This is a genomic window from Nocardioides sp. LS1, assembly GCF_003865225.1.
In the GTDB taxonomy this organism is placed as follows: domain Bacteria; phylum Actinomycetota; class Actinomycetes; order Propionibacteriales; family Nocardioidaceae; genus Nocardioides; species Nocardioides ginsengisegetis.
On sequence record NZ_BIFF01000002.1, the window covers coordinates 1,577,723 to 1,598,602 of the forward strand.

The 20,880-nt window shown below is 72.7% G+C and carries 17 protein-coding genes; 8 read left to right on the forward strand and 9 right to left on the reverse strand.

From position 1 onward, the window contains the following. Nucleotides 1–69: 69 nt before the first annotated feature. Nucleotides 70–1,344 (reverse strand): choice-of-anchor P family protein, encoded by a 1,275-nt coding sequence (locus EJF31_RS12315; protein WP_125037317.1) that lies wholly within the window; start codon nucleotides 1,342–1,344, stop codon nucleotides 70–72. Nucleotides 1,345–1,505: 161 nt separating this feature from the next. Further along, a complete protein-coding gene (locus EJF31_RS12320; RefSeq protein WP_125037318.1) occupies nucleotides 1,506–2,759 on the reverse strand; it encodes a choice-of-anchor P family protein in 1,254 nt (417 codons plus the stop codon). A gap of 246 nt (nucleotides 2,760–3,005) precedes the next feature. On the opposite strand from EJF31_RS12320, the gene hutH reads away from it, so the two are divergent. The 3 genes from hutH (at nucleotide 3,006) to EJF31_RS12335 (ending at nucleotide 7,381) form a co-directional block, all read left to right on the forward strand. After that, nucleotides 3,006–4,571, forward strand: a complete 1,566-nt coding sequence (gene hutH / locus EJF31_RS12325; protein WP_125037319.1) for a histidine ammonia-lyase — start codon at nucleotides 3,006–3,008, stop codon at nucleotides 4,569–4,571. 26 nt (nucleotides 4,572–4,597) lie between these two features. Next, the gene (gene hutU / locus EJF31_RS12330) at nucleotides 4,598–6,241 is read left to right on the forward strand and encodes a urocanate hydratase (protein WP_260430802.1); all 1,644 of its coding nucleotides are present in this window, start codon (nucleotides 4,598–4,600) and stop codon (nucleotides 6,239–6,241) included. Nucleotides 6,242–6,370: 129 nt separating this feature from the next. Beyond that, the gene (locus EJF31_RS12335; RefSeq protein ID WP_182541935.1) at nucleotides 6,371–7,381 is read left to right on the forward strand and encodes a M48 family metallopeptidase; all 1,011 of its coding nucleotides are present in this window, start codon (nucleotides 6,371–6,373) and stop codon (nucleotides 7,379–7,381) included. A gap of 68 nt (nucleotides 7,382–7,449) precedes the next feature. Here EJF31_RS12335 and EJF31_RS21870 read toward each other — a convergent pair whose 3' ends face one another. The 7 genes from EJF31_RS21870 to EJF31_RS12365 all read right to left on the reverse strand — a co-directional run bounded on the left by EJF31_RS21870 (nucleotide 7,450) and on the right by EJF31_RS12365 (nucleotide 13,849). Further along, nucleotides 7,450–7,593: a hypothetical protein gene (locus tag EJF31_RS21870; protein ID WP_182541937.1), complete on the reverse strand. Its 144-nt coding sequence runs from the start codon at nucleotides 7,591–7,593 to the stop codon at nucleotides 7,450–7,452. Between the two features lie 104 nt (nucleotides 7,594–7,697). Next, a complete protein-coding gene (locus EJF31_RS12340; protein ID WP_125037321.1) occupies nucleotides 7,698–8,564 on the reverse strand; it encodes a CoA ester lyase in 867 nt (288 codons plus the stop codon). Continuing rightward, on the reverse strand, nucleotides 8,561–9,646 hold the full coding sequence (locus tag EJF31_RS12345) for a CoA ester lyase (RefSeq protein ID WP_125037322.1): 1,086 nt from the start codon (nucleotides 9,644–9,646) through the stop codon (nucleotides 8,561–8,563). The genes EJF31_RS12340 and EJF31_RS12345 overlap by 4 nt, the downstream gene beginning before the upstream one ends. Nucleotides 9,647–9,707: 61 nt before the next feature. Then, nucleotides 9,708–10,256 (reverse strand): DUF1992 domain-containing protein, encoded by a 549-nt coding sequence (locus EJF31_RS12350; protein ID WP_260430803.1) that lies wholly within the window; start codon nucleotides 10,254–10,256, stop codon nucleotides 9,708–9,710. Nucleotides 10,257–10,279: 23 nt separating this feature from the next. Further along, nucleotides 10,280–11,743 carry an MFS transporter gene (locus EJF31_RS12355; protein ID WP_125037323.1) on the reverse strand — a complete coding sequence of 488 codons (1,464 nt, stop codon included), beginning with the start codon at nucleotides 11,741–11,743 and terminating at the stop codon, nucleotides 10,280–10,282. Beyond that, nucleotides 11,740–13,086 (reverse strand): M20/M25/M40 family metallo-hydrolase, encoded by a 1,347-nt coding sequence (locus tag EJF31_RS12360; RefSeq protein WP_125037324.1) that lies wholly within the window; start codon nucleotides 13,084–13,086, stop codon nucleotides 11,740–11,742. Before EJF31_RS12360 ends, EJF31_RS12355 begins: the two co-directional genes overlap by 4 nt. 154 nt (nucleotides 13,087–13,240) lie before the next feature. Next, on the reverse strand, nucleotides 13,241–13,849 hold the full coding sequence (locus EJF31_RS12365; protein ID WP_125037325.1) for a nitroreductase family protein: 609 nt from the start codon (nucleotides 13,847–13,849) through the stop codon (nucleotides 13,241–13,243). 10 nt (nucleotides 13,850–13,859) lie between these two features. On the opposite strand from EJF31_RS12365, the gene EJF31_RS12370 reads away from it, so the two are divergent. The 5 genes from EJF31_RS12370 to EJF31_RS22480 all read left to right on the forward strand — a co-directional run bounded on the left by EJF31_RS12370 (nucleotide 13,860) and on the right by EJF31_RS22480 (nucleotide 20,880). Further along, entirely contained in the window at nucleotides 13,860–15,065 is a 1,206-nt protein-coding gene (locus EJF31_RS12370; RefSeq protein WP_260430804.1) for an allantoate amidohydrolase, read from the forward strand. Next, nucleotides 15,062–16,468, forward strand: coding sequence for a formimidoylglutamate deiminase (locus EJF31_RS12375; protein WP_125037327.1), 1,407 nt, complete (start codon nucleotides 15,062–15,064; stop codon nucleotides 16,466–16,468). Before EJF31_RS12370 ends, EJF31_RS12375 begins: the two co-directional genes overlap by 4 nt. After that, the gene (hutI, locus tag EJF31_RS12380; RefSeq protein WP_125037328.1) at nucleotides 16,465–17,628 is read left to right on the forward strand and encodes an imidazolonepropionase; all 1,164 of its coding nucleotides are present in this window, start codon (nucleotides 16,465–16,467) and stop codon (nucleotides 17,626–17,628) included. Before EJF31_RS12375 ends, hutI begins: the two co-directional genes overlap by 4 nt. Nucleotides 17,629–17,742: 114 nt before the next feature. Further along, nucleotides 17,743–17,880 (forward strand): hypothetical protein, encoded by a 138-nt coding sequence (locus EJF31_RS21875; protein WP_182541945.1) that lies wholly within the window; start codon nucleotides 17,743–17,745, stop codon nucleotides 17,878–17,880. 54 nt (nucleotides 17,881–17,934) lie between these two features. Continuing rightward, nucleotides 17,935–20,880 carry a helix-turn-helix transcriptional regulator gene (locus tag EJF31_RS22480; RefSeq protein ID WP_185736227.1) on the forward strand — a complete coding sequence of 982 codons (2,946 nt, stop codon included), beginning with the start codon at nucleotides 17,935–17,937 and terminating at the stop codon, nucleotides 20,878–20,880.

Below are 20,880 nucleotides of genomic sequence, written 5' to 3' on the forward strand. Positions count from 1 at the left end.
CGCGGCGATCGACGTACGACGCCGCGTCTTGCCTGATGGCCCGTGAGATGGGCCATCAGGCAGGAGGGGTCAGCGGCCGCTGGGCTTGATCTTGAGCTGCGCCTGGCCGAGGTTGATCACGGCGCCGGAGCCGTCGAGCAGCGTGATGCGCACGGCGGTGACGGCGAGCCCGTTGGGCTTCATCTCCGACAGCGAGCGCTCGACCTTCGCGACGCCGGGGATGGTGAGGACGCCGGTGTCGGGGAAGCTCTGCGGGTCACCGTTGGAGGTGATGCTGCCGATCGTCGTGCCCGCCAGCGTGCGGATCAGGCGACCGCCCGCGAGCCGGTCGACGTTGACCCGGCCGACGATGCCGGTGATGACGAGCTGGCCGTCGCCGAGGTTGAACGAGGCGACGCGGCCCGAGGCGAAGCCGGTCGTCTTGTCGGCGGTCTGCTTGCCCATCACCTTGGTGCTGAGGCCCTGGACGGCGATGTTGCCGCCGAGGTCGAGGCTGGCGATCGACTTGCTCCGGGCGTCGCCGGCGGTGCCCTGGCAGGGGACGTACTGGAGCGGGGTCGGGCCGCTGCGGACGTTGTCGGCCACGCCGGTGGCCCGGGTGGCGTTGGCGTTGCCCTTGAAGATGCCGTGGATGACGCCGTCGTAGAGGTGCGCCGCGCTGTGCGCGATGCGGACGCGCGTGCCGGAGACCAGGAGGTGCACGTCGGCGGCGTTGGCGGTCGCGTGCGCGGCGTGGTCGGTGGTCGACTCGTGGGAGGTGCCGACCGCGACGGTGGCGACGCCGGGGATCGTGAGCGGCTGGCCGGGGGTGGGGACCGGGAAGGACTGCGCCGGCATGCCCGGGCTGACCAGCGAGACGCCACCGATGGTGGTCGAGGTGATGGTGTGGAAGCCGGTCGCGTCGTGCACGGCGGAGGACTTCGAGTGGATCGCGGTGAGCACGAGCTTGCCCGCGCCCGTCTGGGCCAGGGTCACCCGGGCCACGTCGTGCACGGTGTTGGAGGACACACGCGCGCCGTCCTGGCCGGTGGCCGTCCACGCGTGGGTCTTGACGCCCTCGGCGAGCCCGGCGCCCGGCAGGGTCACCGAGGCCTCGTAGTTGCGGTGGTCGCGTCCGGCCTCGTTGGTGCAGCTGATGACGTCGTACCCGGTGGTGTCGGAGCTCGCGGGCACCTGGCCGCCCTGGACGCGGGTGCCGAAGCCGGAGGTCTTCATCGCGAACGCCGTGGGCGTCCGCGCGGCCTGGCTGGCGCCGTCGGCGGCCTGGGCGTCCAGGTTCGGCGAGGCGACGAGGCCCGCGGACAGCAGGGCGACGAGGGACGGCAGGACGAGTCGTGTGCGCATGTGGTGATTTCTCCCGGAGTGGGCCGTGGGCCCGTGGTGTGGCATGGCATGACGGCGACGTTGGTGTCGCGCTCCCACGAGGACAACGCCTGCGGGCTCCGCGGGTGACGGGTGACCGTGGTCACCCGCCACCCCCGGGGGAGGCTGACCGAGCGTGTCGGTCAGTTGCCGCTGTCGAGGATCTCGAGCCGTGCGAGGCCGAGGTTCAAGACAGCGCCGGTGCCGTCGAGCAGGGTGATCCGCAGCGAGATCACGGACATGCCGTTCGGCGTCTTCTTCACGATGTTGCGCTCCAGGCGCGCCACACCGGGGATCTCCAGCACGTCGGTGTCGGGGAACGTCTGCGGCTCACCGTTGGCGATGATCGTGCCGATGCTGGTGCCGTCGATGGAGCGGATCACCTTGTCACCGACGCGCTTGACGTTGACCCGGCCGACGATGGCCTTGACGAGCAGGTCGCCGCCGATGGCGATCCGGGAGATGGAGCCCTGCTCGAACCCGCTCGCGGTGGAGGCGTTCTGCGTGCCCGACTCGCGGCTGGCCGCGTTGCGGATCTCGATGTCGGAGCGAGGCGTCGAGTGAGCGATCGACTTCCGGCGCAGGTCGCCGCCGGTGCCCTGGCAGGGCATGAGGAGGTACGACGTCTTCCCGGTCGTCACGTTGTCGTCCAGGCCGCGGTTGCGGCTGCTGGAGGAGTAGCCGCGGAAGAGGCCGGAGCGCACGCCCTCCCCGATCTGGGCCGCGGAGTGCGCGATCCGGAAGCGCGAGCCGGTGGCCAGCACCGTGATGTCGACGGCGTTGGCCGAGGCCTTGGCTCCGTCTCCGTCGTGCAGCTCGCGGGCGTCGCCGATCGCGATGGTGGCCAGGCCCGGCACCGTGACCGGCTGGTCCGGCGTCGGGAGGTCGAGCACCTGCGGCTCGCCGCCCGGCGGCGTGAACGTCAGCGAGCCGACGTGGGTGACGGTGGTGGAGTGGTAGCCGCTGCCGTCGTGGAAGGCGCGAGAGTCGGACCTCACGGCGTGCAGCTCGAGGGCGCCTGCCGAGGGGTCCCCGATGGTGAGCTGCTCGATGCTGTTGCGCGAGTTCGACGCCACGGTGCCGCCGGACGTGGTCGTCCAAACGGTGGTGGTGATGTTGTGCATGGTGCCCAGCCCGGGGACGGTCGTGTCCTCGAGGTGGTTCTCGCGGTTGAGTCCGGCCCTGTTGTTGCAGCCGATGACCTGGTAGGCGGTGGTGTCGGTCCCGGCGGGGACGTCGCCGCCCTCGCCCCGGCTCCCGAACCCCGATCCTCCGAGGGCGAACTGCGTCGGAGTCTTCTCCGAGGCCCCCATGCCTTGTGCGGTGGTGGTGCCCAGGGTGACGGCGCCGGCCGTCATGAGGGCAAGGACGGATCCTGCGATGAGTGGTGTGCGCATGCTTGTGCTCTCCCCGTGTGAGCAGCCCGAGACGGTTCAGCGCCCGGGCCTGTTGGCGTTTGCGACCCTGGTCGCCCCCCGTACTGCCTCCAGGCCTTCACCTGTCTTTTACCCATCGTGTGAGCCGGAACACGTCCCGGAAGGTAAAGAAACCGGCGGGGTCGCGCGGCGACGAGTCTGGGATCCGAGACGGGTGCGCCGTGTCCCGCTCTGGTGGGCGACCGGTCCCGGGCGTTGGATGGGGGCATGTCCGTTCCTGATCTGCGCACCCGCCCCGTGGCCGTCGGTGTCGGCCCCGTGTCCCTCGACGACGTCGTCGCCGTCGCCCGCGGCGGCGCTCCCGTCGAGCTGACCGAGGAGGCGTTGACCGCCCTGGCCCGGGCACGCGAGGTGGTCGAGGTGCTCGCGTCGGCCGCCACCCCGGCGTACGGCATCTCGACGGGGTTCGGCGCCCTCGCCACCCGGCACATCCCGACCGAGATGCGCGCCCAGCTGCAGAAGTCGCTGGTCCGCTCGCACGCCGCCGGCTCCGGACCCGAGGTCGAGCGCGAGGTGACCCGCGGACTGATGCTGCTGCGCCTCTCCACGCTCGCCACCGGCCACACGGGCGTCCGGGTCGAGACCGCGCAGCTGCTCGCCGGGCTGCTGTCGCACGGGATCACCCCGGTCGTGCGCGAGTACGGCTCGCTGGGCTGCTCGGGCGACCTCGCGCCGCTGTCCCACTGCGCGCTGGCCCTGATGGGCGAGGGGGACGTCCGCGACGCCGACGGTGTGCTGATGCCCGCGGCCGACGCGCTGGCCGCCGCCGGGCTCACCCCGGTCGAGCTCGAGGCCAAGGAGGGCCTCGCGCTCATCAACGGCACCGACGGGATGCTCGGGATGCTGGTCATGGCGATCCACGACCTGCGGATGCTGCTGCGCACGGCCGACGTCTCGGCCGCCATGTCGGTCGAGGGCCAGCTCGGCACCGACCGGGTCTTCGCGCCCGAGCTGCAGGCGATCCGGCCGCACCCCGGCCAGGCGCTCTCGGCGGCCAACCTGACCCGCGTCCTCGCCGACTCCGGCGTCGTCGCCTCCCACCGCGGCCCCGACTGCAACCGCGTCCAGGACGCCTACTCGCTGCGCTGCTCGCCGCAGGTGCACGGCGCCGCCCGCGACACCGTCGAGCACGCCGCGCAGGTGGCCGGCCGCGAGCTGGCGAGTGCCGTCGACAACCCGGTGGTCCTGGCGGAGGAGGGCCGCGTGGAGTCCAACGGCAACTTCCACGGCGCCCCGGTCGCCTACGTCCTGGACTTCCTCGCCATCGTCGCCGCCGACGTCGCCTCGATCAGCGAGCGACGTACCGACCGGTTCCTGGACAAGGCCCGCAACCACGGGCTGCCGCCGTTCCTCGCCGACGACCCGGGCGTCGACAGCGGCCACATGATCGCGCAGTACACCCAGGCCGCGATCGTCTCCGAGCTCAAGCGCCTCGCCGTTCCGGCCTCGGTCGACTCGATCCCCTCCAGCGCGATGCAGGAGGACCACGTCTCGATGGGCTGGTCGGCCGCGCGCAAGCTGCGCCGCTCGGTCGACGGCCTGACCCGCGTGGTCGCGATCGAGGTGCTCACCGCTGCCCGCGCCCTCGACCTGCGCGCTCCGCTGGAGCCGTCGCCGGCCACCGCCGCCGTCGTCCGCCTCCTGCGGGAGTCGGGCATCCAGGGCCCCGGCCCCGACCGCCACCTCTCGCCCGAGATCGAGGCCGCCGTCGAGCTGGTCCGCTCGGGCGCCGTCCTGTCGTCCGTCGAAGCCGTGATCGGAGAACTCTCGTGACCAACCCCCTGCCCCAGAATCCAAGGTTGCCCATCCACGCCGCCACCGGCACCGAGCTGACCGCGAAGTCGTGGCAGACCGAGGCGCCGCTGCGGATGCTGATGAACAACCTCGACCCGGAGAACGCCGAGCGTCCCGAGGACCTCGTCGTCTACGGCGGCACCGGCAAGGCGGCCCGCAGCTGGGAGGCGTACGACGCGCTCGTCCGCACCCTGCGCGACCTCGAGGACGACGAGACGATGCTCGTGCAGTCCGGCAAGCCGGTCGGCGTGATGCGCACCCACGCGTGGGCGCCGCGCGTGCTGATCGCCAACTCCAACCTCGTCGGCGACTGGGCCAACTGGGAGGAGTTCCGCCGCCTCGAGGACCTCGGGCTGACGATGTACGGCCAGATGACCGCGGGCTCGTGGATCTACATCGGCACCCAGGGGATCCTCCAGGGCACGTTCGAGACGTTCGCAGCCGTCGCCGACAAGCGGTTCTCGGGGACGCTGGCCGGCACCATCACCGTGACCGCCGGTCTCGGCGGCATGGGCGGTGCCCAGCCGCTGGCGGTCACCATGAATGACGGCGTCGTCATCTGCATCGAGTGCGACCAGTCCCGGATCGCGCGCCGCATCGAGCACCGCTACCTCGACGTCCAGGCCGCCTCGCTGGAGGAGGCGGTCGAGATGGCGGTGGCCGCGCGCGACGAGCGGCGCCCGCTGTCCATCGGGGTGCTCGGCAACGCCGCCCAGATGCTGCCCGAGCTGCTCGAGTCCGATGCGCCGATCGACATCGTCACCGACCAGACCTCCGCCCACGACCCGCTGTTCTACCTGCCGGTCGGCACCGCCTTCGAGGACTGGGAGCGCGAGCGCACAGAGGACCCGGCCGGCTTCACCAAGCGCGCGCAGGAGTCGATGGCCGCCCACGTGCGGGCGATGGTGGAGTTCCAGGACAAGGGCGCCGAGGTCTTCGACTACGGCAACTCGATCCGCGACGAGGCCCGCAAGGGTGGCTACGACCGGGCCTTCGAGTTCCCCGGCTTCGTGCCGGCCTACATCCGGCCGCTGTTCTGCGAGGGCAAGGGCCCCTTCCGCTGGGCCGCGCTGTCCGGCGACCCAGCCGACATCGCCGCCACGGACAAGGCGATCCTCGAGCTCTTCCCCGAGAACGAGCGGCTGCGCAAGTGGATCACCATGGCCGGCGAGCGCGTGCACTTCCAGGGCCTCCCGGCGCGCATCTGCTGGCTGGGGTACGGCGAGCGTCACCTCGCCGGCCTGAAGTTCAACGAGATGGTCGCCTCGGGCGAGCTCAAGGCGCCGGTCGTGATCGGCCGCGACCACCTCGACTGCGGCTCGGTCGCCTCGCCCTACCGGGAGACCGAGGCGATGCTCGACGGCTCCGACGCGATCGCGGACTGGGCGCTGCTCAACGCCCTGGTCAACACCGCCTCGGGCGCGACGTGGGTCTCGATCCACCACGGCGGCGGCGTCGGCATGGGGCGCTCGATCCACGCCGGCCAGGTCTGCGTCGCCGACGGGACCGCACTGGCCGCCGAGAAGATCGAGCGGGTGCTCACCAACGACCCGGGCATGGGCGTGATCCGCCACGTCGACGCCGGCTACGAGCGGGCCGCCGAGGTGGCCGCGGAGCGCGACGTGCGCATCCCCATGTCCGAGGGCTGAACCCACCGACACACCGAAGTCCGGATCGCGGCACCTGGAGGGGCCTCGGACCGCACTTCGGTGTGTCGAGCGGTCGCAGATGACCGCGACCCACGGACGACATGACAGGTCGCGTGATTGGCTGGGACCGTGACCACCCAGCCGGCCCGTTCTCGGGTCCCACTGCCCGGCATCAGCTCACGCGCGTGGGAGCACCCCGCCGACCGCGGCGCCCTCGTGGCGCTGCGCAAGCTGAAGGGCTTCGACACCGTCCTCAAGGCGATGTCGGGGCTCTTCAACGAGCGCGCGGTCCGGCTGGTGTTCCTGGGGTCGGCGATCCGGGTCGACGACCGCCAGTTCCCCACGCTCCACCGGCTCCTCGGTGAGGTGGCGCAGACGCTCGACGCCGCCGAGCTGCCGGAGCTCTACGTGTCGGCCAACCCGGTGCCGCAGGCCATGACGATCGGCATGAACAAGCCGTTCATCGTGGTCACCTCCGGCATGGTCGAGCTGCTCGACGACGAGGAGATGCGCTTCGTCCTGGGCCACGAGCTCGGCCACGCGGTGAGCGGGCACGCGGTCTACCAGACGCTGCTGCAGCGGCTGATCCAGCTGAGCGGGGTGCTGTCCTCGGTGCCGCTGGGCGGGCTCGGGGTGCGCGCCATCATGGCCGCGCTCTACGAGTGGTCGCGCAAGGCGGAGCTGTCCGCCGACCGGGCCGGCCTGCTCGCCACCCAGGACCCGGCGACGGCGTTCCGCGTGCACATGAAGCTCGCCAGCGGTGGCCACCTCGACGACCTCGACGCGACGTCGTTCTTCGCGCAGGGCACGGAGTACGAGGAGTCCGACCTGCGCGACTCGGTCCTCAAGCTGCTGCTCATCGAGAACCGCACCCACCCCTTCGCGGTGGTGCGTGCCAGCGAGCTGCGCCGGTGGGTCGACGCGGGGGAGTACACCCGCTTCCTCGGCGGCGCCTACCCGCGTCGCGACACCGACGACGCCGCCACGGTCAGCGAGGCGGCGTCGGCCGCGGCCCGGAGCTACGGCGAGACGTTCAAGCAGACCCAGGACGCGTTGGGCCGGATGGTGCACGACGCCGCGGGCTGGCTCGGCAGCGCCAAGATGTGGCTCGACGAGACCCTGCGCCGCGACGACGACTGAGAGGCCCCGGACATGCAACGACCCCCGGCCCAGGAGGGCCGGGGGTCAGAGCTTGTCGCCGCTGCGGGTCAGTAGTACCTGCGCCGCGTGCCGCCGATCGGAACGAAGTTCAGGATCAGGCCCACGACGATGAGGATCAGACCGATCGTCGTCAGGACGGGGATCGCGGCCACGAGGCCGATGATGAGCAGGATCAGGCCGAGTACAACCATGATGTGTTCTCCCTCCGGGGAATAGGTACTCGTCCTATACCCGGAGGGCCGCAGTTCACTCCCGGCCGAACCCGAATCGGGGCGTGGCGCAGGTCACGCCCCGCTCACGACCCGAGCGCGGTGATCGCCTCATGGATCGAGAGCGTCCGCTCGGCGGACTCGACGTGGAGGTTCTCCACCATCTTGCCGTTGTAGGTCACGACGCCGGATCCCTTGCCGTCCTCCCACGCCGCGAGGATCCCGCGGGCGTCCTCGACGGCCGACTCGCTCGGCGCGAACGCCGTGTTGGCGCCCTCGATCTGGCCGGGGTGGATCAGGGTCTTGCCGTCGAAGCCCATCTCGCGGCCCTGCTGGCACTCCGCGAGGAAGCCGTCGGTGTTCTTCACGTCGTTGTAGACACCGTCGAGGATCGCGACGCCGGCGGCGCGTGCGGCCAGCAGCGAGAGCGAGAGCGAGGTCAGGAGCGGTGCGCGGCCCGGGACGTGCTCGGCGTACAGCTCCTTGACAAGGTCGTTGGTGCCCATGACCAGGACCGCGAGCCGGTCGGAGGCCGCCGCGATCTCGCGGACGTTGAACACCGCCTCGGGCGTCTCGACCATCGCCCACAGGCGGGTGTGGTCGGGGGCGCCCGCCTTCTCCAGTGCGGCGACCAGGGCGCGGACCTCGTCGGCGCTGTTGACCTTGGGGACGACCACGCCCGCGGGGCCGGCCTGGGCGGCGGCGACGATGTCGTCGTCGTGCCACTGGGTGCCGATGCCGTTGACGCGGATGGTGACCGTACGGCGGCCGTACTCGCCCGATGCGGCGGCCGCGGCAGCGGCCTCACGGGCGGCGGGCTTGGCGTCGGGGGCAACAGCGTCCTCGAGGTCGAGGATCAGGCCGTCGCAGGCGATCGCCTTGGCCTTCTCCAGCGCCCGCTCGTTGGAGCTCGGCATGTAGAGGACCGAGCGCAGGGGGGTGAAGTCACTCATGCCGGCACCTCGATCGCGTCGTACTGCTTCTTCAGCTCGGGGTCGATCGCGGCGAGCTCCTCGGCCAGCCGCACCATCACCAGGCACTGCTTGAGGGAGGCGTCGTCCTCCATCTTGCCGTCGAGCATCACCGCGCCGGTGCCGTCACCCATGGCCGCGACCACGCGGCGGGCGTGCTTGATGTCCTCGACGCTGGGGCTGAAGACCCGGTTGGCGATGGCGATCTGCTTGGGGTGCAGGCTCCACGTGCCGACACAGCCGAGCAGGAAGGCGTTGCGGAACTGGTCCTCGCACGCGACCTCGTCGGCGATGTCGCCGAACGGGCCGTAGTAGGGGTAGATGCCGTGCATCGCACAGGCGTCGACCATCCGGGCGATCGTGTAGTGCCAGAGGTCCTGCTGGTAGGTCGCGCGCTCGCCGACCTCGATGCCGTCCGAGGACTTGGTCGGGTCCTGGCGGACGAGGTAGCCGGGGTGGCCGCCGCCGACGCGGGTGGTCTTCATGCGGCGGTCCGCCGCGAGGTCGGCCGGGCCGAGGGAGAGGCCCTGCATGCGCGGGCTGGCGCCGCAGATCTCCTCGACGTTGGCCACGCCGCGGGCGGTCTCGAGGATCGCGTGCACGAGGATCGGCCGGTCCAGCCCGGCCTTGGCCTCGAGCTGGGCGAGGAGCCGGTCGACGTAGTGGATGTCCTCGGCGCCCTGCACCTTCGGCACCATGATCACGTCGAGCTTGTCACCGATTGCCGGCACGAGCGTGGTCAGGTCGTCGAGGACCCAGGGGCTGTCGAGGGCGTTGATCCGGGTCCACAGCTGGGTGGGCCCGAAGTCGGTGCCCTGGGCGATCTTCACCAGGCCCTCGCGGGCGGCGACCTTGTTGTCGGCCTTGACGGCGTCCTCGAGGTTGCCGAGCAGGACGTCGACGGTGCCGACCATGGCCGGGATCTTGGCGGCCATCTTCTCGTTGCTCGGGTCGAAGAAGTGGATCGCCCGGCTGGGGCGGGCCGGGACCTCGGTCAGGGGGGTCGGGGCCCCCACGGCCAGGGGGCGGAAGAAGTCCTTGGCGCTACGGCTGCTGCTGGGCATGGGCGGAAACTAGCAGCGGGGGGCTACTCGCCGGTATGACCGATCTGACAGTGGATCGCAATCAGCGGGAGCGGCGGAACCAGCGACGCTTCGGCGACTCCGCAGCGGGCGCCGGAGCCGGTGCGGGCGTCGTGCGGTGCGCCGCGAGCCTCGCCGTACGGCGTTGGCGCCAGCCCGCCACGGTGGCGTCGACGTCGCGCGGCATCGTGATGAGCGGCGGCCCCTCGGGCGGGCGGTAGCGGGCGGCGATCACCCGGGCGTTGAACTCCTCGACCTCGCGCCGCACCTCGGCCTCGACGTTGAGGCGGTCGAGCAGGGCGTCGAGCTCGGCGTCGTCCTTGCGGAGCTGGAGCGAGGCCGGCAGCACCGCGATGTGCTCGCGCTCGACCAACTTCTTCAGCCACCAGTCCGGGTCGTGGGTAGGCCCGAGGTCCGTGATCGGCTTGCCCGCGCCGGGCAGGTTGTCGAACTCGCCCTTGGCCATCGCGACCCGGATCTGCTGGTCGACCCAGCTGGCCTGGTGGTGCATCCGGGCCGCGGCCGCGCTGCGGCCGGTGCGCTCGTCCTTCTCGGGGAGCCTCTCGGGCTGGCGGTCGGGCTGGTCGGTCACTGGGTCACCTCCGTGCGGCCAGATTACCCGGCGGGGGTGGGGGCCTCCGGGTCCTCGGCGGCGTCGCGCGGCATCACGAGCAGGGCGACGGCGGCGAGCAGGGCGGCCACCGCGCAGACCGTCCAGACGGTGAGGTAGCCCTGCAGTGGGGCGTGGCCCTCGGTCGGGTCGTCGAGCGATCCGGTCGAGGCCAGGGCGATCGCGAAGACCGAGGAGGCGATGGCGCCGCCGACGGTCTTGGTCGCGTTGGTCATGCCGGTGGCGAAGCCCGTGCGGTCGGCCGGAGCAGCGGCCGCGGCGGCGGCGGGCAGGGCCGCGACCAGGGCTCCGGACCCGACGCCGGCGACGGCCATGTTGAGCAGGGCCTGGCCGGTGCTGTCGTGGAAGGGCAGCCACAGCGCGTAGCCGGCCGCGACCAGGACTGCCGAGAGCACCAGCGCGTTGCGGGCGCCGAACCAGCGCGAGGTCAGTGGCAGTGTGAAGGCGCCGATCGCCAGCGTGATGACGTAGACGCCGATCAGGGTGGAGACGAAGCCGGCGTCCGCGCCGAGGCCGTAGCCCGCGACGTCGGGATCGGTGCGGGCGAAGGTCGACAGCGGAATCTGGGCCCCCAGCACGGACATGCCGAACAGGAACGCGGTCAGCTGGACCGGCCACTGGCGGGGCTGGGCGAACAGCCGGACGTCGACGATGGGGTCGGGGTGGGCGGCCTCGAAGCGGACGAACGGCACCATCGTGGCGAGCCCGGCGGCGACGAGGACCCACGCGAGGAGGCTGCCCGGACCGTCGAGGCGTACGGCGATCAGGCCCGCCATCACGAGTCCGAGGGCGAGCGTGACCAGGCCCAGGCCGCGGTAGTCGATGCCGCCGCGCCCGACGCCCTGCACGTCCTCGATCCCGACCAGCACGACGAAGAAGCAGGCGGTCACGGCGACGGCCGGGAGCATCAGGACCAGGCCCATCGACGTCGACCCGACGAGCGCCCCGCTGGTGAGCGCGCCGATGATCACCGACAGCTCGAGGGCGCCGACCAGGATCGCGGCCGCTCGCCGCGTCAGGACCGCCTGGCGGCCGGTGCCGGCCGTCCGGCGGTGGATGATCGCGACCTCCATGGGCAACCACACGACGTACGCACCCTGGAGGGCGAAGCCGACCAGAAACGTCGTGAAGGAGGGGGCGAACGCGAGGATCCAGGAGCCGAGGGCGGTGACGGCGCTGGAGAGCAGCAGCACCTTCTTGTGCCCGACCAGGTCGCCGAGCCGCGCGAGGAACGGCACGACGAGGGCGGAGACGATGAGCTGGGCCGCCTCGAACCAGTTGACGTCGGCGTCGCGCATGTCGAGGTGGCCGGCGACGTCCTTCCAGATCGGCGTGTAGTAGCCCTGCAGGATGCCGCTGGCGATCTCGACGCAGACCAGGAAGCCGACGATGGCGACGAGGCTGTGGGTCGCCTCAGCCGGTCGTCGGTCGAGCCGGTGGACGCTCATCGGGGGATCCTCTCGATCAGGAGCTGGTACCAGGCGACGCCGTCGAGGAACGCCTCGACGTCGAGGTGCTCGTCGTAGGAGTGGATGGACTCGCGCTGGGCCTTGGTCATCCGGAAGGGCGCGAAGCGGTAGACGCGCTCGCAGATCTCGGTGAAGTGCCGGGAGTCGGTGGCGGCCATCATCACGTAGGGCGCGGCGAAGGCGTCGGGGAAGAGCTCGCCGATGGTCTCCTCGAGCAGCGCGAACGCGTCGTCCATCGGGGAGACCGGGCTCGGCTCGTTCTGCTCGACCACGTCGATGTGGACGTCGTCGTCGGAGATCGCGCGGCGCACGTGGTCCAGGACGCCCGCGACGGTGTCGCCGACCATCACCCGGATGTTCACGCCGGCCTTGGCGGTGCTGGCGATGACGTTGAGTGCCGGGCTGCCGGACAGCGTGGTGATCGCGAACGTCGTCCGCGTCATCGCCGCGGACTCGGGACCCGCGGCGACCAGCGCCCGGGTGAGGACGGGGCGGAGGCGCCCGGCGTTGGCCATCAGGGGACGCAGCGCGACGGACGCGTGCGGGGCCATCCGGCGCAGCAACTCCACGGTCGCGTCGGGGGTGCGGGCGGGCATGGGAGCCCGCTCGAGCCGGAGGATCGCGCGGGCCAGGCGGGCGGTCGGGCCCATCCGGGCCGGCGTCGACGCGTGGCCGCCGCGGCCCTCGACGCGCAGCTCGATGCTGGTGGTGCCCTTCTCGGTCACCCCGATGACGCCGATCGGCGCGGCCACGCCGGGGAAGGCCTCGTGAGCGACGGCGCCGCCCTCGTCGAGCACGAACCAGGGGCGTACGCCGGCCGCCCGCAGGTGGGCGACGGCCTCGGGTGCCGCCGTACCGGAGACCTCCTCGTCGCAGCCGAACGAGAGCCACACGTCCTGCGCGGGGGTGAATCCCCGCTCGAGCAGCACCTCGACCGCCTCGGCGATGCCGACCAGCGAGCCCTTGTCGTCGAGGGTCCCGCGGCCCCAGATCGCGCCGTCGACCAGGGTTGCGTCGAAGGGCGGGTGCTGCCACGGGGCGTCCTCGTCGACGGGCACCACGTCGAGGTGGGCCATCAGCACGACGGGGCGGCTGTCGTCCGCGCCCGACCAGCGGAAGAGCAGTCCATGGGTGCCGACGCGGGTCAGCTCGGTCTCGGCGTGCAACCGCGGGAACTGCTTCCGGAGCTCGACCAGGAACTCGTCGAACTGCGCGGTGTCCACGGCCGCGGGGTCGCGGTGCGAGACCGTCGGGATCCGGACGAGGGCCTGCAGCTTGGTGATCGCGCGGGCATGCTCCGGCCCGCCCTCCCTCGTGGACATGCGGTGAAACCTAGCCGGGTCGTGCTGCTCAAGGAGCGCTATCGCGCACTCTCATCCGCACGACCGGGGTGATGTGTCTCGGATGTGAGACTGGGCCGGCGTGGTGGTCGTTGACCCCGGTGCCGGGGCCCGGTGGACTGGCGGGGTGCCCCCGTCATCCACCCCAGCTGCCGCGGTGGACGACGTCCTCGAGCGGCTTGCGTCGGCGTCGCGACGGGGATCCGGCGGCGCCGGTGTCCTCCACGCGGTGGCCCAGGGTGATGACCCCGACGGGGTCGAAGGTGTCGGGGATGCCGAACGCCGTCCTCACCTGCGGCTCCCGGTCCGGCGGAATGCCGAAGAAGCAGGACCCGAGCCCCTCGTCGACGGCGGTCTGCAGGATGAGCAGGCTCGCCATCGCCGCGTCCATGTGCCAGAACGGCACCGGCCAGCGGGCCTCGTCGCGGTCGGCCCAGCCCTTGTCCGACTCGGCGTACCGCGCGAGGTAGGCGGCCTTGCTCGAGCACGGCACGATGACGACCGGCGCCCGCATCATGCCGGCGAGCCAGCTGTCGGGCTGGTCCACGTCGTCGGACGTGGCGGCCCAGAAGCGTCGTACGTCGTCGGGGGTGTCGAGCACCAGGAATCCCCAACCCTGGCTGAAGCCTGCGCTCGGGGCGCGCGTCGCGTTGTCGAGCGCCCGGTCGACGACCGCCGGGTCCACCGGGGTCTCGGCGTAGTTGCGGATCATCTTGCGGCGTCGGACGACGTCCTGGAACTCCATGGAGGCAAGCGTGCCTGACGACTTCGAGCGGATGTGGGCCGACCTCGGCCCGGTCGGACGCTCGGCCACCTCGGGCGGCTACTTCCGCCAGCCCTGGACCTCGGCGGAGGTGGAGCTGCGGTCGTGGTTCGTGGCGCAGTGCGAGGCACGCGGCCTGCGGGTCGAGGCCGACGGGCTCGGCAACGTGGTCGGCTGGTGGGAGCATCCCGGGGCGTCGGGCCCGGCGGTGCTCACCGGGTCGCACCTCGACTCGGTGCTGGACGGGGGCGCGTACGACGGCCCGCTCGGCGTCGTGTCGGCGCTCGCGGCCGTGGATGCCTTGCGGGACAGGGGATTCGTGCCCGCACGGCCGATCGGCGTCTCGGTGTTCGCGGAGGAGGAGGGGTCGCGGTTCGGGCTGGCCTGCCTCGGGTCGCGGCTGGTCGCGGGGGCGTTGCCGTGGTCGACCGCGCGCGAGCTGCGCGACCGCGACGGGGTGTTCCTCGGCGACGCGCTCGCGGCGGAGGGCCTCGACGGGACGCCGCTGTCGCTGGCGTCGGTCGGCACCTTCGTCGAGCTGCACGTGGAGCAGGGCCGCGACCTCGTCGACCGGGGTGCCGCGGTCGGCCTCGCCAGCGAGATCTGGCCGCACGGGCGCTACCGCTTCGACTTCACGGGGGCCGCCAACCATGCCGGCACGACGCGGATGGAGGACCGCGCCGACCCGATGCTCACGTATGCGATGACCGCGCTCGCCGCCAACAAGCAGGCACGGCTGGCCGGGCAGCGCGCCACCTTCGGGCGCATCGACGTGGCCCCCAACGGCACCAACGCGATCCCGTCGCGGGTGACCGCGTGGCTCGACGCGCGGTGCTCGACCGATGCGGGGCTGGCGTCGCTGGTCGAGGCCATCTCGACGCAAGCCTCCGACCGGGCCTCTCGGGACGGCACGGCCCTGGTCGTGACCGCCGAGTCGGTCTCGTCGTCGGTGGCCTTCTCCCCGTCCCTGGCCGCCTCGATCGCGGCCGACCACGAGGGCGGCGACTGGCCGGTCATCCCGACCCAGGCCGGCCACGACGCCGGCATCCTGTCGGCCGCGGGGATCCCCACCGCCATGCTCTTCGTGCGCAACCCGACCGGCGTCTCGCACTCGCCCGCGGAGCACGCCTCGATGCCGGACTGCCTGGTGGGCGTCTCGGCGCTGGCGGACACGCTGGAGAGGCTGGCCGGGCAGTGACGGCGGCGTCGTACCTCCTGGAGCGGGCGTGGGTCGCCGGGGCCGTCCACGACGACGTGCTGGTCGAGGTCGAGGGCGGGCGGTTCACTTCCGTCACTTCCGCGACACTCCCCGGGCACTCCCGGACGTCTTCGGGCGTTGCAACCCCCCAGAACGTCCGGAATCACCGGTCAACCGGTGATTCCGCCCCGACCGCCACCCGCGTCCCCGGCCTGACGATCCCCGGCCTGGCCAACTGCCACAGCCACGCCTTCCACCGGGCGCTGCGCGGGCGGACCCAGCGGGAGCGGGGGACGTTCTGGACCTGGCGCGACCAGATGTACGCCGTGGCCGGGAGGCTGGACCCCGACAACTACTTCGCGCTGGCCCGGGCGACCTACCGCGAGATGGCGGCGGCGGGGATCGCGGGAGTGGGGGAGTTCCACTACCTGCACCACCAGCCCGGCGGCACGCCCTACGCCGACCCGAACGCGATGGGGCTGGCCCTGGTCGAGGCGGCGCGCGAGGCCGGGATCCGGATCGCGCTGCTCGACACGGTCTACCTCAGCTCGGGCTTCGGGGAGCCGGTCGAAACCGCGCAATTGCGCTACTACGACGGTGACGCGGCCGCGTGGGGGGCCAGAACCCAACAATTGCTGGGAAACGTACAGGGCGACGGTGTCGTCATCGGCGCGGCCGTGCACAGCGTGCGGGCCGTGCCGCGCGACCAGCTGGCGACGGTCAGGGAGGCGGTCGACGGCACGATGCCCCTCCACGTCCACCTCTCCGAGCAGGTGGCCGAGAACGACGGCTGCCTCGCGGCGTACGGCGTGACGCCGACCCGGCTGCTCCACGACGCCGGCCTGCTGACGCCCGCGACGACGGCGGTGCATGCGACGCACCTGACCGACGACGACATCAGGCTGCTCGGCGAGACCGGCACCTACGCCGACTTCTGCCCGACCACCGAGCGCGACCTCGGCGACGGCATCGGTCCGAGCCGGCGGCTGCACGAGGCCGGCAGCCGGCTGACCCTGGGCAGCGACAGCCACGCCGTCATCGACCTGTTCGAGGAGATGCGCGCGGTCGAGCTCGACGAGCGGCTCGCCACCCGACAGCGCGGCCACTGGACCGCGGCCGAGCTGCTGACCGCGGCCACGACGACCGGCCACGAGAGCCTCGGCTTCGCCGACGCCGGCGCCATCGAGGTCGGCAACCGGGCCGACCTCGTCACCCTCGACCCCGCCACCCCACGCACCGCCGGCACCGGCGGCGACGAGAACACCGCGGTCTTCGCCGCGACCGCCGAGGACGTCACCCAGGTGATGGTCGACGGGCGGGTCGTGGTGCGGCAGGGTGATCGCGCCGACATCGGGCGCGAGCTGGCGGCCGCCATCGACACGATCTGGAAGGGCACAGCGTGAGCAGCACCCTCATCACGGGCATCGCCGAGCTGGTCACCAACGACCCCGAGGCCGACGACCTCCTCGGTGCGATCGCCGACGCCGCCCTCGTCGTCGAGGGCGCCACGGTCGCCTGGGTCGGCCGGGCGATCGATGCCCCCGAGGCCGACGAGCGCCTCGACGTCGGCGGCCGCGCGGTGCTGCCGGGCTTCGTGGACTCCCACTCCCACCTGGTCTTCGCGGGCGACCGGGCCGCCGAGTTCGCGGCCCGCATGGCGGGCGAGAGCTACGCCGCCGGCGGGATCCGTACGACGGTCGCCGCGACCCGCGCCGCCACGGACGAGCAGCTCACCAGCCACGTGGCCCGGCTGGTCGCCGAGATGCGCCGCCAGGGCACCACCACGGTGGAGATCAAGAGCGGCTACGGCCTCTCCACCCGCGACGAGGCGCGCAGCCTGGCCGTCGCCCGGCAGTTCACCGAGGAGACGACGTTCCTCGGCGCGCACGTCGTGCCGGCCGAGCACGCCGACGACCCGGCGGCGTACGTCGACCTCGTGACCGGACCGATGCTCGACGCGGCGGCGCCGTACGCCCGCTGGATCGACGTGTTCTGCGAGCGGGGCGCCTTCGACGGCGACCAGGCCCGGGCGGTGCTCGCCGCCGGCGCGGCGAAGGGGCTGCGCGGCCGGCTGCACGCCAACCAGCTGGGCCCCGGCCCCGGCGTCCGGCTCGCCGCCGAGCTCGGGCTCACCGCCGTCGACCACTGCACCTATCTCGAGGACGCCGATGTCGACGCGCTGCGCGACAGCGGCACGATCGCGACGCTGCTGCCCGGTGTGGAGTTCTCGACCCGGCAGCCCTACCCCGACGCGCGCCGCCTCCTCGACGCCGGCGTGCGGGTCGCGATTGCCAGCGACTGCAACCCCGGGTCCTGCTTCACCAGCTCGCTGCCGCTGTGCGTCGCGCTGGCCGTCCGGGAGATGGGGATGACCCCCGGTGAGGCGGTCCATGCGGCGACAGCGACGGGAGCGCGCGCCCTCGACCGCGACGACGTCGGCGCGCTCACCGTCGGCAGGCGGGCCGACCTGATGGTCCTCGACGCCCCCAGCCACGTGCACCTGGCCTACCGCCCCGGCGTGCCCCTCGTGCAGCAGGTCTGGCAGGGCGGCCGGCCGGTCTGAGCCGCCCTAAGGCACCCCCGCCGGACGGCCACCTCAGATAGGGAGGTTGTCCGATGTGGGCGCCTACCTCAGGGAGCGAACCTCGTCTCACCGACCCGAGATGAGGAGCACCAGATGTACGACCACACCAACCAGATCCTGAAGTCCGAGATCGACTACCGCGCGATGCGGATCCGGTCCGGGCTCAAGGGGCGCCGCACCAGGCTTCCCCGCGTACGTCGATCCGTGGTGGACAGCGACATCGTCCGCTGACGGGCCCGCGAAAAGATGGGCACCGCACCGGACGTTCACGAGATCATGGACGACGTGGCAGGACACACGAGCAAGCCCCTGGTGGGACGAGACGCCGAGCTGACGGAGATCGCTTCGTTGCTCGGCGTCCGTCGCATCCCCGGGGACCGGTCCGCGAGCGACCGCGAGGCCACCAACGTCCTGCTGTCCGGTGACGCCGGCGTCGGCAAGACCCGTCTGCTGACCGAGCTGCGCGACGTGGCCTTCACCGAGGGCTGGCAGGTCTTCGCCGGCCACTGCCTCGACTTCGGCGACAGCGCCCTGCCCTACCTGCCCTTCTCCGAGGTGCTCGGCCGGATGGCCACCGACCTGCCCGGGGTCGTCGAGGCCGTCGCCGGCCAGCACCCCGCCCTGGCCCGCCTCCAGCCCGGCCGTCGCGTGATGAACGCCGACCCCGACCGTGAGACGGGCGCCCTGGACCGCACCGACCTGTTCGAGGCCGTCCACGCCCTGCTCGAGGCCGCCGCCGAGGCCGCCCCGCTGCTCCTGGTCATCGAGGACGCCCACTGGGCCGACCAGTCGACGCGCGACATGCTCAGCTTCCTCTTCTCCCGTCCGTTCGCCCGCCCGGTCGCGATCGTCGCGTCCTACCGCTCCGACGACCTGCACCGCCGCCACCCCCTCCGCACGCAGGTCGCGGAGTGGTCGCGGATCCGCGGGGTCGAGCGGATCCAGCTGGCCCCGCTCTCCGCCGGCGACGTCCGCACCCTCATCGCCGAGCTCGATGCCGGCCCCCTCCCCGAGGAGCAGGTCGCCGGCATCGTGGACCGCGCCGAGGGCAACGCGTTCTTCGTCGAGGAGCTCGTCGGCGCCGCCTCCGGACCGGGCCGCTGGGTGCCTGCCGACCTCGCCGACGTGCTGCTCGTCCGCCTCGACCGCCTCGACGACACCGCCCGCCAGGTCGTCCGCGCGGCCAGCGTCGCCGGCCGCAAGGTCAGCCACGAGATGCTGGCCGCCGCCTCCCTGCTCGACGACACCGCCCTCGACGAGGGCCTGCGCCGCGCGGTCGAGATGAACGTCCTCGTGGCCGGCGCCGGCACCTACACCTTCCGGCACGCCCTGCTCGGCGAGGCGGTGTACGACGACCTGCTGCCGGGCGAGCGGGTCCGGTTGCACGCGGCGTACTGCGCGGCGCTCAGCGACGGCCGGGCCCGCGGCACCGCGGCCGAGCTGGCCCGGCACGCCCGGCTCGCCATGGACCTCGACACCGCCCTCGACGCCAGCATCCGGGCCGGCAACGAGGCGACCGCGATCGGCGGCCCGGACGAGGCCGCCCAGCACTACCAGCAGGCCCTGGAGCTGCTCGCCGACCCGCGGCGCCGGGCCGACCTCGATGTCGACGTGTCCAAGCTGACCGTCAGCGCGGCCGAGGCCCTGATGGCCAGCGGCCACCCGATCCGCGCGGCGGCGCTGGTGGCCGAGCAGCTGACCTGCCTGCCCGCGGACGCCTCGCCGGCCTGGCGGGCCCGGATGCTCGCCGTCCGGGCCTCCGCCCTGGTGATCATCGAGACCGACGAGGACGCGGCCGCCGTGTCCGCCAGCGCGCTCGACCTGGTGCCCGACGACGCCCCGATGCTGCGCGCCCGGGTGCTCACGACCCATGCCCGGGTGCTCGCCGCGATGGGCCGCTTCGAGGAGGCCCAGGCGGTCGGCATCGACGCCCTCGCCCTGGCCGAGAAGCTCTCGATGTCCGAGCTGGCCTCCGACGCGATCACCACCCTGTCCGGTCTCAAGAAGGCCGGCCCCAAGGAGGGCCTGCGGGCCGCACTGACCGACGCGATCCTGCGTGCCCAGGAGTCCGGTGCGATCCACGCCGAGCTCCGCGGGCGGTTCTTCCTGGCCCGCTCCTACCAGGACTGGGCGGAGTTCGAGGAGACCGAGCGCTGGTTCCGCAGCGCGATCGAGCGCGGCCAGGCGGCCGGGCTGGCGTGGGCGCCGTACGCCTTCGAGTCGCGGTGGCAGCTCGCCTGGGTGCTGATGGTCAGCGGCCGGTGGGACGAGGCACTGGAGCTCTGCGGGATCGACGGCCAGTCCGCGCCCCCGATCCCGAAGGCGTTGCTCGACAGCGTCCGGCTCAACATCCAGCACGGCCGCGGGCTCGACGTCGCCCCCGAGACGCTCGCGCTGCGCCGGCACTGGCACAAGGAGGGCGGGATCGCCATCCACGCCAGCACCGTCGAGCTGCTCGACGCCGGGCGCCGCGCGGACGCGGCCGGCGCGGTGGCGTCGTACGAGCACGCCGTCGACGTGCTCGGCCGGATCTGGCACGAGTGGTTCCCCGCCCGGGTGCGGCTGGCCGCGATCACGATCGGGGCCATCGCCCAGGCCGTCCCGACCCTCGTGGCCGGCGAGCGCGCAGCGTTCCAGGAGCGTGCCGAGCGGCTGCACGCCGAGGGCCACACGGTGCTCGAGCGCTACGCCGACCCGTCCGGCTTCTGGGGGCCCGAGGGTCGCGCCTGGGTCAAGCGCCTCGACGCCGAGGTCCTGCGGCTGCGCTGGCTGACCGGCATCGACGCGCCACCCCTCGACGCCCTGGTGCGCGCGTGGGAGGAGACCGAGGTCCTGTTCGCCGACTTCGGCGACGTCTTCGAGCTGGCCCGCACCCGCACCGTGCTCGCCGGCATCCTGCGGGCTTCCGGCGACGCCGCCCGGGCCCGGGAGGTCGGCGACCTGGCGCGTGCCGCGGCCCACCAGCTCGGCGCCCAGCCGCTGCTCGACGATCTCCGCGCCCTCGGCAGCACCCCCGCCCGGGGCGACGCCACCTCCGACGCGCTCACGCCCCGCGAGACCGAGATCCTGGCCCTCGTGGCGGAGGGGCGCTCCAACGGCGAGATCGGCAAGCAGCTGTTCATCAGCGCCAAGACGGTCTCGGTCCACGTCTCCAACATCCTCGGCAAGCTCGGGGCCGCCGGCCGCACCGAGGCCGCCGCGATCGGGCGCCGGCGGGGTCTGGTCGAATAG